The 13,252-nt window shown below is 51.8% G+C and carries 11 protein-coding genes; 4 read left to right on the forward strand and 7 right to left on the reverse strand.

What is annotated here, in order from left to right; genetic code table 11:
• Positions 1–115 precede the first annotated feature (115 nt).
• A complete protein-coding gene (locus tag JR346_RS00500) occupies positions 116–631 on the forward strand; it encodes a hypothetical protein (RefSeq protein WP_205482524.1) in 516 nt (171 codons plus the stop codon).
• A gap of 1,075 nt (positions 632–1,706) precedes the next feature.
• On the opposite strand, the gene JR346_RS00505 is transcribed toward JR346_RS00500, so the two are convergent.
• Positions 1,707–2,846, reverse strand: a complete 1,140-nt coding sequence (locus tag JR346_RS00505) for an acetate/propionate family kinase (protein ID WP_205482525.1) — start codon at positions 2,844–2,846, stop codon at positions 1,707–1,709.
• Between the two features lie 222 nt (positions 2,847–3,068).
• On the reverse strand, positions 3,069–5,183 hold the full coding sequence (gene pta, locus JR346_RS00510) for a phosphate acetyltransferase (RefSeq protein WP_205482526.1): 2,115 nt from the start codon (positions 5,181–5,183) through the stop codon (positions 3,069–3,071).
• 211 nt (positions 5,184–5,394) lie between these two features.
• Here pta and JR346_RS00515 point away from each other — a divergent pair, with 211 nt between their 5' ends.
• Both JR346_RS00515 and JR346_RS00520 read left to right on the forward strand, forming a co-directional pair.
• On the forward strand, positions 5,395–6,972 hold the full coding sequence (locus JR346_RS00515; protein ID WP_205482527.1) for a multicopper oxidase family protein: 1,578 nt from the start codon (positions 5,395–5,397) through the stop codon (positions 6,970–6,972).
• Positions 6,973–6,995: 23 nt separating this feature from the next.
• Positions 6,996–7,307, forward strand: coding sequence for a thiamine-binding protein (locus tag JR346_RS00520; RefSeq protein WP_205482528.1), 312 nt, complete (start codon positions 6,996–6,998; stop codon positions 7,305–7,307).
• A gap of 1,602 nt (positions 7,308–8,909) precedes the next feature.
• On the opposite strand, the gene JR346_RS00525 is transcribed toward JR346_RS00520, so the two are convergent.
• Positions 8,910–9,512 (reverse strand): GNAT family N-acetyltransferase, encoded by a 603-nt coding sequence (locus tag JR346_RS00525; RefSeq protein WP_205482529.1) that lies wholly within the window; start codon positions 9,510–9,512, stop codon positions 8,910–8,912.
• Between the two features lie 87 nt (positions 9,513–9,599).
• Between JR346_RS00525 and JR346_RS00530 the strand changes: the two genes are divergently transcribed.
• Positions 9,600–10,475 (forward strand): spermidine synthase, encoded by an 876-nt coding sequence (locus tag JR346_RS00530; protein ID WP_205482530.1) that lies wholly within the window; start codon positions 9,600–9,602, stop codon positions 10,473–10,475.
• A 55-nt stretch (positions 10,476–10,530) separates the two neighbouring features.
• Here the strand turns inward: JR346_RS00530 and JR346_RS00535 are convergent, their stop codons facing one another.
• The 4 genes from JR346_RS00535 to JR346_RS00550 form a co-directional block, all read right to left on the reverse strand.
• The gene (locus tag JR346_RS00535; protein ID WP_204877671.1) at positions 10,531–10,950 is read right to left on the reverse strand and encodes a YchJ family protein; all 420 of its coding nucleotides are present in this window, start codon (positions 10,948–10,950) and stop codon (positions 10,531–10,533) included.
• 180 nt (positions 10,951–11,130) lie between these two features.
• Positions 11,131–12,405, reverse strand: a complete 1,275-nt coding sequence (locus JR346_RS00540; RefSeq protein WP_205482531.1) for a hypothetical protein — start codon at positions 12,403–12,405, stop codon at positions 11,131–11,133.
• Between the two features lie 59 nt (positions 12,406–12,464).
• Positions 12,465–12,749 (reverse strand): YiiX/YebB-like N1pC/P60 family cysteine hydrolase, encoded by a 285-nt coding sequence (locus JR346_RS00545; RefSeq protein WP_205482532.1) that lies wholly within the window; start codon positions 12,747–12,749, stop codon positions 12,465–12,467.
• A gap of 65 nt (positions 12,750–12,814) precedes the next feature.
• Entirely contained in the window at positions 12,815–13,237 is a 423-nt protein-coding gene (locus JR346_RS00550; RefSeq protein WP_205482533.1) for a hypothetical protein, read from the reverse strand.
• Between the last annotated feature and the right edge of the window lie 15 nt (positions 13,238–13,252).

Genomic DNA, 13,252 nt, shown 5'->3' on the forward strand with positions numbered 1-13,252 from the left:
AGATTTTTATAGTTTATGATTATTTCTCACCTAAACAATTACTTGCAGTGTCAATCAATAACGTTTATTGTGTTAAGTAATGTTGCTTGAGTGTGAGTATCCCCGAAGGAGAACCATGACATCATCCATTAACCGCCGCTCGCTGGTAAAGGGCGCCGCATGGGCAGCCCCCGTCGTTGCAGCAACTACCGCCATCCCAGCCTATGCGGCATCTGCCCGCTCTTGCCCCACCGTTACCATTGCTCAGACTGCCGGTAATGTCGCAGGCACCTACGTAGTAACCGTCATCTACAAGGGCACCGCAGAGGGCATGTACATCGGTGGTGTGACCCGCTACAACGATGTTCAAGAGCCAAACCAGCCTGCCATGGTGGAATACATCGATTACGACCGTAACCTGTTTGAACTAGATTTGGATGCTACCCAGTCACTGCGATACATCGGTCCCGCAAAAGAAGTCGACACTACCTTCACTTTTATCATGGGCAATAATTTTGAAGAGGCTGAGTTTCTCTCATCTGCCCCTGAAACCGTTGAATTCGTTCCTAATTCTTTGCAAATTGGTTGGACCGCAATAGCTGGGACAACCCGTTGCGGTCGTCTGCCCTCAACGTATGGTGCTAGTTCCTAAGCCATATTTGCTACTGCAACTGTGAAAATAGAGATGTAAGAAACTTCAATAAGCCTGTCTTCTCCTTGCGGAGGGACGGGTTTTTGTATGCCTCGGTATCAGTTCAGCAACTTGGGTCGCTTACCTGTTGCTTGCTGACCGGTGTGCACGCATCCACCTCACCCTTTGCTAAGTGACCACGCATTTCTTACACCCGCTGCCTGCTGGTGTATCGCCTGACGCTACCGTGCTGATGCGCTCAGCTTTTCAGTGGAACACGCCAACCTGCATGCAAGGGGAATCTGTGAAACATAAAATTGTTTCTGAGAATATAGAACTAATCAATAATTGCTGAATATTTTTCTAAAAGAAGTAAAAATTGCCAGAGCGAAATATTCTCAGAAATTATTCCAATAATCGCGGAAATTAATGTTTGCCCGTTAATCTACATAATAATAGGGAATGCCTTCGAGGGTTGAATTTACACTACTGAGGTAGCTAACTGCTATTTTATGATCTGCATCTGATAGAGCATCCTTTGCTCCTTTGGTTAGCCTAAATTCGTTGCCTTCAAGTGCTACATATTTATCGATTGCGAGCTTTTGCTTATGGGATAGAGACCCTATTCCCGCCTTATTTTGTGGGGTTGGTGCATTCCCTGCCGCAAATTTATTAATAGGCGTAGCCGATTTTCCTCATGGTGTAACCTGCTTGTTGACGTTAGCGTAGCTAGGGATTAGTTCCCACTAGGAGGGAAGTGCAATAAACACAGTTACTACAGTGTTCTTGGTGTTTCGGTCGATTCGCATCATAAACTCCTTGAGTGCTTAGTCAGTCGCTTTTGACTGAAACTTGGAGATCAAGATTTACCTATCGTGACCTGCACAATATCAGTATGGGTGGTGGAAATCAATAGTTTTTCAGATCTTGATTATTGAAGGCAACCTGGTAGGAACCTGTTTCTGGTAAGGACACGCGTCCGCCCACCTTACAGCTAGCAACCACAAAAATACCCTTGTAACCGGGTAAATTCCGGGCACAAGGGCACTTTGCAGTTACAGGGGTAATTACGTGGTTACCCCAGAAAAGCTGTTACTTAGGCGGCAACAAGTTCTACGGTTGCCTCTGCAATAGCCTTTTCCTCATTAGTCGGTACAACCAGAACGGGGATTGCTGAGTCCTCGGTGGAGATGATGCGGGCGTGGTCGCCACGAACCTTGTTTGCCTCTTCATCAATCTTGATGCCCAGGGCACCCAGGCGGTCGGTAACCAGGGTACGGAACTGGTGGGAGTTCTCACCGATACCTGCGGTGAAAATCAGCGCCTGCGCGCCACCAACAGCAACGTTGTAGCCACCGATGTACTTAGCAACACGGTATGAAGTCATATCCAGCGCGAGCTTGGCACGCTCGTCGCCCGCCTCCATCGCATCAACAACAGTACGCATGTCATTGTTGCCAGCAATAGCGAGCAGACCTGACTCCTTGTTGAGAATGGTGTCAAGGCGCTCAGTAGTCATGGTTGAATCCTGCATCAGCACAGAGGTCAAAACTGAGGGGTCGATGTCGCCTGAGCGGGTGCCCATAACCAAGCCAGCCAGGGGGGTGTAGCCCATAGAGGTATCCAGGCACTTGCCGTCCTCAATCGCGGTGATAGACGCGCCATTGCCCAGGTGAGCAACCACAGCGTTAAATTCGCTACGCTCAATACCCAAGAAATCAGCGGCAATACCGGTCACGTAATCGTGGGAGGTGCCGTGGAAGCCGTAGCGACGTACACCGTAGTCAGTGTAGAAGTTCTCGGGCACAGCGTAACGGAAAACGTGCTCGGGCATAGTCGCGTGGAAGGCGGTATCGAACACTGCAACCTGCGGAACACCGGGGTAGGTTGCGGTCGCAGCCTTCAGACCCTGTACGTGTGCGGGATTGTGCAGCGGTGCCAGCGGTGACAGCTCGTCAATCTTTTCGATGACTGATTCGTCGATGATAACCGGCTGTGAGAAGACGTCGCCGCCGTGTACAATACGATGGCCGATAGCGTCGATGGTCTTGCCGTGTAGGGGCTCTTCAAGATCCTTAGCCATCAGCTCAAGAGCCGCAGTGTGGTTAGGAATCTTAGTACCGATGTTCTCAATTAGACCCTTGGCAATCACCTGAGCATCTTCGGTAGCGCCTTCAGTGTCGCGCACCTGGTACTTCACAGATGAAGAACCGCAGTTAATAACGAGTACGAGCATAAAAATAACTCCTTGTATTGGTATGAAAAATAGAAAAGTTGTTGGCTGTAAGGACGCTTGTTCGTGAGACCTCTGGCGTGCAGGCAAAGCGAAAAGGTTAGCTTGCCGACGCTGTGCTTGCTGGGCGCAGCGGGTCTGAGTTAGCGCAAGACGTAAGAGCTGTGCTCAGTAGTTCCGATGCGAAGCACTCCTTGTAAAACATTGCACCCAGGGGCGACCATCTTACAAAGTCTGCGCTTGTATAGCAGTAATCGCGACGGTGTTGATGATGTCTTCTACGGTGCAACCGCGTGAGAGGTCGTTGACGGGCTTGTTGAGACCCTGCAGAACCGGGCCCACCGCAACGGCACCTGAGGTTTGCTGAACGGCCTTGTAGGTGTTGTTGCCGGTGTTGAGGTCGGGGAAGATGAAGACGGTTGCCTTGCCCGCAACTTCTGAATCCGGCAGTTTGGAGGCTGCGATTGATGCGTTGGATGCGGCGTCGAACTGGATGGGTCCTTCGAAGGGGAAGTCGGGGTTTGATGCCTTGAGGGCTTCGACGCCTTCGATGACGAGTTCAACGTCTGCACCTGAACCTGAGGTTCCGGTGGAGTAGGAGAGCATGGCGACCTTGGGGTCTACGCCGAACTGGCGGGCAGTTTCGGCGGAGGCTTTGGCGATGTCGGCGAGCTGTTCACCGCTGGGGTTGGGGTTCACGGCGCAGTCACCGAAGACTAGCACGCGGTCTTTCATGAGCATCAAGAAGACGGAGGAGACGATGTTGACGCCTTCGCGGGTCTTGACGAATTCCAGTGAGGGGCGAATAGTGTTGGCGGTGGTGTTGACCGCACCTGAGACCATGCCGTCAACGATGCCCTTTTTCACCATCATGGTGCCGAAGTATGAGGGGTCGGTCATCTTCTCGCGTGCCTGTTCGAGGGTGACGCCCTTCTTGGCGCGCAGCTCAGCGTAGGTGGCTGCGAAGTCTTCGGAGTATTCGTTGTTGTCGATATCGATGATGCAAACACCCTTGTCGCCTTCGTTCTTTGCAACGGGAAGGTTGATGCCTTCTTTCTGGGTGATTTCAGCGATTTTCTCGGGGTTGCCGATGAGTACGAGGTCGCAGAAGTCGCGTGCGATGATTATTTCGGACGCGCGCAGGATGCGGGGGTCGTAGCCTTCGGGCAGTACAACGGAGCGGCGGTTGGAGCGTGCCTTTTCGATGAGCCCGTGCAAGAAGCGCAGCGGGGTCATGGTGACGGGGCGGTCTAGGTCGAGGCGTTCGAGTAGTTCCTGGTCATCAACGTTGTTTGACCATGCACCGAGTGCGGCTGCTACCTTGCGGGGCTGACCGTTGGAGAGCGCGCCGTGTACGCTTGCGACCGCGCGTCCTGCTTTGAAGGTGTCTAGGTCGGTGTTGAAGACGGGGAAGGGTGAGCGTTCAACCAGTGAGCTCAGTGCTGAACCGGGGGCTAGGGTTTCGTCGAAGCCGCCGGTGAGCAGCATGCCTGAGGGGGCGGGGAAGCTGGGGGCGAGTGCTGAGGCTAGGGTTGCTACCATGACGTCTGAGCGGTCGCCGGGAACGATGACGAAGTCGCCGTCGTTCATTTGTGACAGGAAGTTCGAGACGGTCATCGCCGCGATCTTGATGTCGTGGATGTCGCGGTTGAGCATGGTTTCGTCCATGTCAGAGGCATCAAGTTCGAGCGCCTTGACGACTTCGCGGACGGAGGGAAGCGCCAGCTCGGGCAGTTCGGGGATCGCATAGACCGGGCGGTTGTGAACGCCACGGTGGGCATTGGTTTTGATGTCATCTACGAGTTCGGGATCGCAGCGGTTGACGATGATTGCCAGAACATCAACTTTGGCTTCGTTCAGTTCGGTGCGGGCAACGTCTACGGCATTGATAGCGTCGGCAGTGTTTGAGCTTTGAGCGCCGATGACAGCGATGACGGGTACACCGAGGTCGCGGGAGAGCTGCGCGTTGAGGTCGAACTCTGACGTTGCGGCGTTGTGCGCCATCAGGTCGGTACCATCAACGATGATTGCGTCGCACTCTTCAGCCATCTCGGAGTAGATAGAAACCGCGGTGGAGGAAATTTCTTCGTAGTTACCTTCAGCCAGCAGTTCACGGCAGCGTTCGAGTGAGATGCCGCCGCGTGCTACAGAAATAGTTGATTCGCTGCGTGAGGTGAGCAACTTGACCATGGGATCATCGGCTTCGGTGACGCCGTTGAAGACGGGGCGGAAGAAACCGATTTTGTTAGCTCGCTTGAGCAGTGAGGTGGAAAGACCCAGTGCAATCAGGGACTTGCCTGAGAGCGGGGTCATAGCTGAAAGGTAAATGCCGGTGGCCATGTATCTAAAACATCCTCTAGCGGTTGTGCTATACCGCTCTGTGCGGTATAGCGTGTGTTGCTCTCGCACCTCATGAAGATTGTTTTAACCGTGGGGGCGCGAAAGCCCTGTGTTCTTCTCTTAATGCTACTGAGTCTGGTGAGTGGGTGTAAATCGAAAGGGCTGAGTTGAATATGGCGTTGGGCACGCTTGCAGGCGTAGGGTAGGGAGTATGATTACGTATGACCTGGTTTCCCGTCGTGTGTTCATTTCTAGTGTGGGTGCTTTTGCCACTGCGGCAACGCTGTCAGCTTGTGGTGGTTCGGGCAGCTCCTCAGCCCAACCTAGCCAGGGTTCTGCGACGATCTCGGCGACTGCGTCCGCTAATCGTAGACCATTGCCAGTACCGCCGATTCTCGAACCTACACTTGAGGGCACCACGAAGGTTTTTGCCCTGGACGCGCGTACCGGCGAAAGCGAGATGAAGCCGGGTGTGCAGACCCCCACCTGGGGTTATAACGGGGCGTTGCTGGGCCCCACTCTTCGCATGGCTAACGGTGATAACGTGCGTATTGATGTGAAGAATTCTTTGCCTGAAACAACAACCGTTCACTGGCACGGTATGCACGTACCGGGCATCGCGGACGGCGGCCCCCACCAGCCCATCGAACCGGGTACATCGTGGAGCGCGTCCTGGCAGGTACGACAGAACGCCTCGACTCTCTGGTACCACCCTCACCCCCACGGGGAAACTTCCCGCCATGCCTACCGCGGGTTAGCGGGTCTTTTCATTATTGATGATGAATCCACCGGTACTTTGGGGCTACCCGAGGAGTACGGGGTGGATGATATTCCCCTAGTCATTCAAGACCGCCGTTTCAACGATGATGGAACTCTCGATGAAACTGACCTGCCTGACCTCGGTCTGCTGGGTGATACCACTATGCTCAACGGCATCACCAACCCTCATTTTGAGGCAACCACCTCACGGGTGCGTTTTCGTGTGCTCAACGGCTCTGTCATGCGCCTGTACAATCTCGCGTTTTCAGATGATCGCGAGTTCAGTCTGATCGGGTCTGATGGCGGTCTGCTGCATACGGCAAAAACCGTCAAGAACCTATACATTAGCCCCGGCGAGCGAGCGGAAATTCTCGTAGAATTCGCACCCGGCGACGAGATCACTCTGAAAGCTGTGCCCTTCACCGACCGGTTGGGTTTGAGCGAGGGTAGCCAGCCTGAGTTCGGCATCTTCGATTCCTTTGAGCTACTGACCCTTAGCGGCCCTGCCAGCGCCAGCGACGCGGGGCAGGTCGCGTCCACCCTCAACCAGAAGGTAGCGACCTTACCCGAGACCAGCGAGCACACCACCGAACGCAGCTTTAGCCTCACCGGCTTTCAAATCAACGGTGAGCTCATGGACGCAGAACGCATCGACTTCACCGCCCACCCCAACGAATGGGAAATCTGGACCATCACCAACAACGACAGCTGGATTCACAACTTCCACATTCACAACACCCAGTTTCGGGTGCTCTCCTATGAAGACACTTTCTACCGCGACTACAACCAGGACGCGCTACTCACCGACGGCTGGAAAGACACCGTGCTACTACCGCCGGGCGTCGAGGTGAAACTGGCGGTACGTTTCACTGATTACACCTCTACCGCCTGGCCCTACATGTACCACTGCCACCTGCTCTTCCACGAAGATCAGGGCATGATGGGGCAGTTCATGGTGGTCGAACCCGGGCAAGAACCCGATGCCGTGATTGGCAACGGTGTCACCCACGAAGCCTCACACTCTCACTAGTTCTACACCCCTTGGAGAAAACCATGTTGTTCGCTTTTTCAGTAGCACCTATGACTACCGGTGAAGACGGCTCAGTACACGATGCGGTGGCTGCCGCGGTAAAGATTGTGCGCGAATCGGGCTTGGCACACGAGACCACTTCAATGTTCACCACCATTGAAGGCGACTGGGATCAGTGTATGGACGTCATCAAACGCGCCACCGAAGCAGTCAGCGCTTACGGTAACCGCGTGTCATTGGTGATTAAAGCTGATATTCGTCCCGGTCACGACTCCGGCGAAATCACCGGCAAGGTTCAGCGTCTAGAGCAGGCTATCGCTGATTCTGTGGGTTGAGATGCCCTAAAGCAAGAAACCGCCGACTGCCTGATACGCGGATGTAGCCTGGATTAGATTCAGATAGGCTGTCGTGCCTTGTGGCAGGGAGCTTCGCCGGATTGAGCAATCACCGGAATAGACAGGGCGACCGACTCCTACAGCGCGTGTTCACTTCACATTCTTTGTGTAAGAGATATGTCTAACCGGCGTGTCTATGACCTACACATCAACAACACCGCCAGATCACAAGGCGTATGCCGTCCGTTCGAGAGATTAGAGCCTCTCGCCATCTCTGCGAAGAGCGAGCCGTTTGTGTTTCTTATGCTTCGCCAATCGACCGACCGAGCCGACCGACCGGCCTGTGTCAATTGCTGATGCCCCTTGTGCTTTTCATTCAAATACCTTTGTGTATTTTGTTTGGAAAGTACAAGGGCATCCGTTTCTCTCCCTCCCTCATCTCTCTCCCAGCCTGAGCTGTGAGGCTGAGTCTTGGAGCAGAAGGAGAGAAGCAAAGATAAAAAGAGTCTGAGCGATAGCGAAGCCCGCTTAAGCAGACTTAAGATAAAAAGTTCTTAGATCATAGAACTTAAGTGAGGGAGTTGTGAGGGCGAGACCAGAGTTATCTCCTGCGCGTAAGAGAAGAAAGGCTTATGCTCGTAAGAAAGAGGAGGAGCGGTGGGTTAAGGCAGCAGGTGAGGTGCAGACCGTCTACCGGTGTATCTGCGATAAGAATCCTGATGCATGTAAGGCAGAAGAACATAAAGGAGATTGAACTCAGCATTCGAGGACAGTCGATTTTGTTAGAAATCGTTACCTAAGTAAGGTCGATTTCCCTCAAACCAATTGATAGCCTTAAGGTGTTCTAAACTACAGCGAGATAGATGTTTTATCTGCTCTAAGTAGCTTGAAGGAGAATAAAATTAAAAACCTCGGTAAGTCGATTGCAGGTCGCGTATCAGTAGCTCTGATTCTGGGTGCATCTGGTTTCGCTAATGACTCTGCCTATGCATATTCTCAGAAGCAGTGGACCGATTGCAGCGGGTGCCGCAATTCTGGGGTCAGCGTTCTTCGCCGACCTTGCCGTAAAAATTGTCGGAGCCGGTGTAGAAGGGCGTGGAATCGCGTTTTACGCAGATTGGGGTATACCACCGCTGAAAGCAAAAATTGAATAAATATCTGAGGTGATTAAAATGGTCGACACTAGATATATACCGGTATCTGAATTATTTTTCGCACTTTATTCTTGCTTTTATTTTTCATCTTCGCATGATTCAGCGGTTTATAATGTTGCCAGTATTTTAATTCTTTGTGGAAGTGTTGTCTACTCTGCATATCGTGCAAATAAGAACTACGTAAACCCTGCGGCATCCTTCATAAAATCCGTATTGTTTATGTTAGCTGTGGTATTTATTCAGGTGGTTTGGCATAGTTCGTTGGCTCAGCTAATAGTTGTGCTTATGAGCGCTTTGTACGCTTGTATCTTTTATAAGCAACAACGAGATGAAGCAAAGATGGAATCTTAGAGAGTAGAATATTAGCCTTTTAGGTTTCTACGGAGAGGTACTGGTAAGCTTCAGTACCTCCCCGGGAGTGTAACAACCCCAACGGTTGCGCACTGTTCTAGGCTCCGCGGAACATTCGGTGTATCTGCCCGCCCTCCCAGGCACCGGAAGTCGCGATGACTTCACCATCTGAGATAAAGCCTCGGGCAGTATAGAAGCCCTTGGCACGTTCGTTATTGGCGATGACCCACAAGTAGACATCGGAATCTTCAGGGTAAATAACAGCATTAAAAAGGGCCGCTCCCAACCCGGTGCCGTGGGTGCGCGCCAGCGTGTACAGATGGGTGAGCTGCCGGGCGTCCGGGGACACCGGAGTAACGCCGGTATGCTCCTCCCAAGCATGCGCGCCCACCCCAGAGAGAGCAAAACCAACCGGGGCACCCCAATCAATCTGAGCACCAATCACGCAAGAAAGCCCGCCGGAGGGCGTCCACCCCGGAGTCTCATAAGCAAAGAAAGCTCGCGCAGCCGGGTCTGCGATATTCGTGGCGAATTCTTTGAGCCAGCTATCACGCTGGGCTTCTTGCCGTTCCGCAAAATCTGGATGAAGAAGCTGCGGATAGGTTTCAGCCAAGCACCTGAGCTGCAGATCAACATATTTATTGGCGTCCCCGACCTCAACCGGAGCCAACACATACCTGCCATCAACAACAAAACCCATGAGCGTTCCTTGAACTTTTACCTAGCTCAACAGCCTATAGCGTAGGCTTATTCCGTGGCTAAACGACGTAAAAAACAAGAACCCCTCATGACCGAACCCGCCGGGCTCGTTGAAGGCAAATACAAGATTGATACCGGCATCGCCGAACTCATCGAAGATGACTACACCCCCAACGGGTGGGTGCTTGAAATCAACGGCATGGAATCCTCCCACATCGTTATAGGACGCCCACGCGAACTCGACTTTGAGTACATGCGCTGGCTTGCCGCCGTCATCGAACCCTACATCCAAGCCCACCTCGATGCCGAGAAACTACGCATCACCCACCTCGGCGGCGGTGCCTGCTCGATGGCACGCTACCTTGCCGATGCTTACCCCAAATCCCGCAACACCGTAGTTGAACTTGACGGAAAACTCGCCGAATACGTGCGCGAATGGTTCGAACTACCCAAAGCACCTCTGGTGAAGATTCGTGTGGGCGAGGCACGCGCCGTCACCGAAAGTTTCACCCCAGCCTCCCGCGACATCATCATTCGCGACGTCTTTTCGGGCTACATCACCCCCGAACCACTGACCACCCTGGAATTCACCCAGATTGCCGCGCACTCGCTGGCAGAAAATGGACTCTACATCATTAACTGCGGCGATACCCGCGACTTAATAGGCGCTCGCGCTGAGGCGGCAGCTATCGCTGAGGTGTTCCCCTACACATGCGCGGTTGCTGACCCTGCCATGCTCAAAGGCCGCCGCCGCGGCAACATTATTCTTGCGGGTTCTTTCTCACCGCTACCACTGGAAGGTGAGGTGGCGACAGTCGCGATTTCTAAGCGGTTGCTGGGTGGTGGCGTCCCTGCCCAATACAAGGACGATGCGTGGACGCGCGACTTCGCCCGCTCCGGCAAGCCCCGCCGCGACCCAGCAGTGGTTGAAGCAGCCGTCCCCACCGTCCAGAGTGCAATTTAAGACAGGGTTTCGCCTAAAACCTGTACTTTTTGCATTCTCGACGGGTAGGGTTGCCTTACTCCACGTTCCCATCTATGTAGAACCATGCCCCGCCCTCGCGTACAAAGCGGGAACTCTCACTCTGCACCCCTTTTACTTTTTGCTTATCTGGCACAGCGGGCAGTGAGCGATAAAACGCGGCGAAACGTACTGTTCCGGTGGAGTCGAAGACCCCACCGCGCGCGTCCTGAATATCTAGGCGGTACCAGCGTAAGGTTTCATCGAGTTCTAAGGACGCCGGACGAGTGCTGGGGTGCCAGGTTGCAAGCAGGTAGTCTGTAGCGCCCACGGCGAAGGCAGTGAAGCGTGAACGCATGAGAGCCTCAGGCGTGGGGGCAGTGAGGGCGCCGGTTTCAGCGAATGTACTGTGAAAGCACGCGCAGCAGTTGCCGTAGGTTTCGCCCGTTCCGCAGGGGCAGCGAGTGTCTGTGTTCATGATGCTCTATTTTAAAAACGTCTTGTCGGATTTTATGGCGTTTTGAGAATAAAACGTCATAAAATCCGACAAGACGTGGGACGCGGGCTAGGGGTGCCTACTGCGACACTGAGCCTCTGCCCATCCTTTTGCGCAAGTTGCCTGGGAAGGTGATGGGTCACGAAAGATCCCGGAGAGGTTTTAAAGATTTAGCATTTTTTCAAGGTTGGTAATCTCAATATCATAAGGAAACTGGTATCTTTTTTCTACTTCTATGATGTCAGGAATAGTGGAGTGTTTTTCCATTTTTTCTGTATCAAGGTTGAATCGGTAAATATCAGCGTCTTGTCCTTTGTGAAATTTTATCTGAAATAAGTATTTATCATGAAACTCAAGGAACCCTGGGCTTGTTTTGGTGTCGTAATCAGCTAGATGGAACACCGTGGTGCTATGGGCGGTTTTAAGGTCTGTTTTAATAACATCACCACTGCCGGAAATCCACCACAATGAATTATTGTAGGAGTATGCACTACTGAGTTGTGAGTGCCACATCTCATCGTTAATGCGAGTTGACCAGTCGCCGCTCACCTCTTTTTCTGTAAATTCCCCAGTTTTAGTATTATAAGAAATCAGTGATGACCCGCTGAAGTCTTTTGGCCCTCCACCTATGGTATCTGTTATTTCTGGTTTGAAATTATCAACAAAGTAGTAGAGAGTATTTCCTTCGCAAATTGTTGGAACTGACTGGGAGTTGAATTTCTGATAGTTGAAAGAGCCTTGGGGATCTGGTGAAAAGTCTGGGTAGAGCGAGAGAAACTGGGCGGGTGAATTGGCAGGGCCGTAGCCGCTGTTGAAGGAGGTGTCATAGGGGCTTGTCCTGCCCCAAACGCTCCCATCTTCACACTGAGTCGCCCCAACAATATGGTGTCCGATAGTGTGTGAGGTTCTTTGGCCATTGTGATTAATGATGACGTCCCAGCGGTAGCCATGGGTGCTACTTTCAGATAGTGGTTCTTCGTTATCAAGCAGTTCTCCGTTTTCTTGAGTCACTCCGACATTACTTAGCGCAATAGAGCCAGGCATATCGTGACGTAGGGGGAAGCTCAAGGGGATTCTTGGGGTTTCATGGTCTGGGTGGGCAGCGACAGTAGTTCCTTCTGGGGTTAAAACGTAGTCATTTTCGTAGTCGTAATAGTGCAGGTTAACTCCGTCAAAATTAAAACTTGCTTTTTCGAGGCCGCCGGTAGCAATATCACTCCATGATTTTGACTGTGGGTTGTAAAAAAGGATGCTGCCACCAGGGTTGTTATTAACTCCGCCAGCACCGTGATAGTCGGTTGCCATTGATAGGGCAAAAGCACTATTTTTTAGTTGTTCCTCAGGTTTTTCATTGCTGATCTGTATATTCCCAGGGGCACATGCAGTGAGTGCTGAAACTAGGACTATGGCGGTGTAAAAGGCACGGGGGTTTTTCATGAGGTTATCTCTTCGTGATTGTTGCATAAGTGGGAAAATCCCTGCTCACGCTGGTTCAGTTACAGGCGGATTTCATACCATGTTGTCCATGATGAGTTTGCAATATCGCTTGGATACACGCCTGGACCTCCATTGGCGTCAAGGTCAACGTTTGGATCATTTGATTTATAAGCAGCCCATACAAGCTGGGAACAATTGTATTTAGACGCATTAATTTTCTTATTGTTAAAAAATACGCCATTGTAAGGTTTTCCTACTTGTTGCAGGGCAAAATTAGCTGCTTTGATTTTATTGGGGCTCTGCTTATCCCAACCCACATAGTATTTATGAGCTGGGGCAGGCACAACTCGATCTCCTGCATAGGTTCTTACAACTCCTTTCGAGAATCCAGCAGCCTCAACATAGTGGCTTAGAGTATAATAAATTCCATTGTGTCCGTGTCTGATGCCAAAACTGCTATTGGAAGAGTAGAAAATGTCTCCAATGTAACGTGCTTTTCCAAAGAAGTTGTGCGCCCTCCCCTGCTTGCAACCTCAGCGTTTTGATTTGCAGTGGTGCGCGATTCATGTTCCATGCTGGAAGCATAGAATTGGTAATCTTGAACTGCTTGGGCAGCAGCCTGCTCAACTGAGATGCCTTCTTGTTGAGACAGATTCTTTAGGTCATCTATTACTTCGGTGCGTACTGTGTAATCATTAGTTTTTGCACCAACTGATGTTACAAGGTAATTAATATTCTGCTCGTAATCACTTTGAGCAAATACTGGTGAAACAGCGCCAAAAGTAAGAAAAATTGTTGCAACTGCAGTAGTGGTTAATTTCAGGAACTTCATATTTTTCCTAACTTT

Origin of the sequence: Rothia sp. ZJ932, assembly GCF_016924835.1 — a bacterium.
Lineage (GTDB): Bacteria > Actinomycetota > Actinomycetes > Actinomycetales > Micrococcaceae > Rothia.

Coding starts and splice junctions, on each gene's coding strand:
- JR346_RS00530 (WP_205482530.1), top strand. CDS start 9,600: ATGACCGAACCCGCCGGGCTCGTTGAAGGCAAATACAAGATTGATACC.
- JR346_RS00500 (WP_205482524.1), top strand. CDS start 116: ATGACATCATCCATTAACCGCCGCTCGCTGGTAAAGGGCGCCGCATGG.
- JR346_RS00535 (WP_204877671.1), bottom strand. CDS start 10,950: ATGAACACAGACACTCGCTGCCCCTGCGGAACGGGCGAAACCTACGGC.
- JR346_RS00525 (WP_205482529.1), bottom strand. CDS start 9,512: ATGGGTTTTGTTGTTGATGGCAGGTATGTGTTGGCTCCGGTTGAGGTC.
- pta (WP_205482526.1), bottom strand. CDS start 5,183: ATGGCCACCGGCATTTACCTTTCAGCTATGACCCCGCTCTCAGGCAAG.
- JR346_RS00515 (WP_205482527.1), top strand. CDS start 5,395: ATGATTACGTATGACCTGGTTTCCCGTCGTGTGTTCATTTCTAGTGTG.
- JR346_RS00520 (WP_205482528.1), top strand. CDS start 6,996: ATGTTGTTCGCTTTTTCAGTAGCACCTATGACTACCGGTGAAGACGGC.
- JR346_RS00540 (WP_205482531.1), bottom strand. CDS start 12,405: ATGAAAAACCCCCGTGCCTTTTACACCGCCATAGTCCTAGTTTCAGCA.
- JR346_RS00505 (WP_205482525.1), bottom strand. CDS start 2,846: ATGCTCGTACTCGTTATTAACTGCGGTTCTTCATCTGTGAAGTACCAG.
- JR346_RS00550 (WP_205482533.1), bottom strand. CDS start 13,237: ATGAAGTTCCTGAAATTAACCACTACTGCAGTTGCAACAATTTTTCTT.